Genomic DNA, 2,112 nt, shown 5'->3' with positions numbered 1-2,112 from the left:
CGGCATGCTGACCGTCGGCGCGGTCGGCATGACCCAGATGCTCTTCACCAAGCTCGTCGGGCCGCTCGCCGTCCTGTTCGGGATGCTGCTGTGGGTCGTCCTCGGCATGCCGGCGTCCAACCTGGCGCTGTCGGTGCACAGCATGCCGGGCTTCTTCCAGTTCCTGCACGGCGTGCTGCCGCTGCCCGCCGCGGGCGAGGCGCTGCGCTCCCTGCTGTACTTCGACGACCGGGGCGCGGGCGGGTACCTGCTCCCGCTGGTCTTCTGGATCGTCATCGCCTTCGCGCTCGCGCTGCTGAAGGAGCGCCGCTCCGGATACGCGATCCCGGCCGCGCCCGACGTCTCCGACGTGAGCACCCCGCTGCCCGCGCTGGCCGGAGGCCCGGTGCGGTCGCCGAAGGTCCGCTACTTCGCCGCGGTCGCCTTCCCGCTGGCCATCCTGATCGGTGTCGTCGGCGCCATGAGCGCCTCGATGCACCAGCCGAAGCTCCACGACCTGCCCGTGGTCGTGGTCGCCGCCGACGCCGGGCAGGCCGAACGGGTGGCCGAGGGCCTGGAGCCGCGGCTCGGCGCCATGCTCGACCTCCGTACCGGCACCTCCGTCGACGAGGCCAAGGAGCAGATCCTGAGGCAGGAGGTCGTCGGCGCCTACGTCCTGCCGGCCACGGCGGACGGCGGAGCCGCCCTCCACAGCTCCTCGGCGGCCGGTGCGAGCCAGCAGGCGGCACTGCGGGCGGTGTTCCAGCAGGTCGCCGCCGGCCAGGGGACGCCCCTGGAGCTGACCGACATCAAGCCGCTGACCCGGGACGACACCCAGGGCAGCAACAGCATGTACATCGGCATGTCCTGGATCATGGCCGGTTTCCTGATCATGGCGGTGCTGCGCGGCGGTGCCCCGGAACTGACGCGGCTGCGCCACTTCGTGGTGAAGCTCGCCGGCTGGGCGGTCGGCATCTCGGTGTGGCTGTGGTTCCTCTTCGACGTCCTGATCGGCGCCGTCGACGGCCACGCCCCCGAACTGATCGGCTTCGGCGCGCTCACCGTCTTCTGCGTCTCCCTGGTGACCGGTGTCTTCACCCGGACGTTCGGTCTCGCCGCGATCATCCCGGTGATGCTGGTCCTGATGCTGGCCGGTGTCCCCGCCTCCGGCGGCGGTCTGTCCCTCTACATGGTCCCCGACCTGTTCCGCACCCTCCAGGACGTGCTGCCGCTGCCCGCCGCCGTCGACACCGTGCGCTCGCTGGTCTACTTCGACGGCCACGGCATCGGCCGCAACCTCCTGACCATCGGCATCTGGGGCGCGGCCGGCCTGGTCCTGCAGCTCCTGGTGGACCTGTGGCTGGCCCGCCGGGAGAAGAGGGCACCGGGTGCGCGGTCCGGCGCCGGCGGCTCCGGCACGTCCCACAGCTCCGGTGCCGGGACCTCCGGTGCGTCCGGCGCCACAGGGAGTCCGGCCCCGGCCTCCGGTTCCGCGAAGGAGGACGAGGACCTGGAACCCGTACCGGCGATCTGATGTCCGGCCGGGCCCGACGACACGTCGGTGGTCCCGGCCGGCCCGTGGACGGGGCCTTCGCCGTCCCCGCCGGGGACGGCGAAGGCCCCGATGCAGCCGGGAACCGCGACAGGACCCCGGGCCGCCGCTAGCTTGGCCGCATGACGACTCCTGCCGGTGTGCGTGGTGTGCGTGAACCCGGGCTTCCCGGGCGTTTGTTGGCCGTCGAGCGGGACGCACTGGTCCCGTTGCTGCGGGGGCGGGCGAAGGAGGACTTCGCCCTGCCGGTCGCGGCCTGCCCGGGATGGACCGTGCGGGACGTGCTGGCGCACTGTTCGGCCGCGCTCACCCGGGTGGTGGAGAACCGGTTCGAGGCCGGGGTGTTCTCGCCCGAGTCGAACGAACGGGACATCGCCGAACGGGCCGCGTGGAGCGACCGGCGCGTCATCGACGAGCTGGAGAGCGGGATGACCGGGGCCGGGCCGGTGATCGCCGCGGCGGGCGGGCTCCTCGACATCCTCGCGCTGGGGGAGTGGGTGCACGCCGGGGACGTCCGCGAGGCGCTCGGCGTGCCCGGCGCGTACGCGGGGGCCGGGCTGCCGTACGCGCTCGACCTGCTG

At 73.1% G+C, this 2,112-nt stretch carries 2 protein-coding genes; both read left to right on the top strand.

What is annotated here, in order from left to right:
- The coding region (locus tag AOK18_RS29960; protein WP_478078862.1) for an ABC-2 transporter permease at window positions 1-1,513 on the top strand (1,513 nt) is incomplete at its 5' end.
- A 140-nt stretch (window positions 1,514-1,653) separates the two neighbouring features.
- On the top strand, window positions 1,654-2,112 hold a 459-nt coding region (locus AOK18_RS29955; RefSeq protein ID WP_055696331.1), incomplete at its 3' end, for a maleylpyruvate isomerase family mycothiol-dependent enzyme.

This window comes from Streptomyces prasinopilosus (assembly GCF_001419695.1).
Lineage (GTDB): Bacteria > Actinomycetota > Actinomycetes > Streptomycetales > Streptomycetaceae > Streptomyces > Streptomyces prasinopilosus.
The sequence above is the reverse complement of the archived record's forward strand: the minus strand, read 5'-3'. Positions and strand labels throughout refer to the sequence as shown.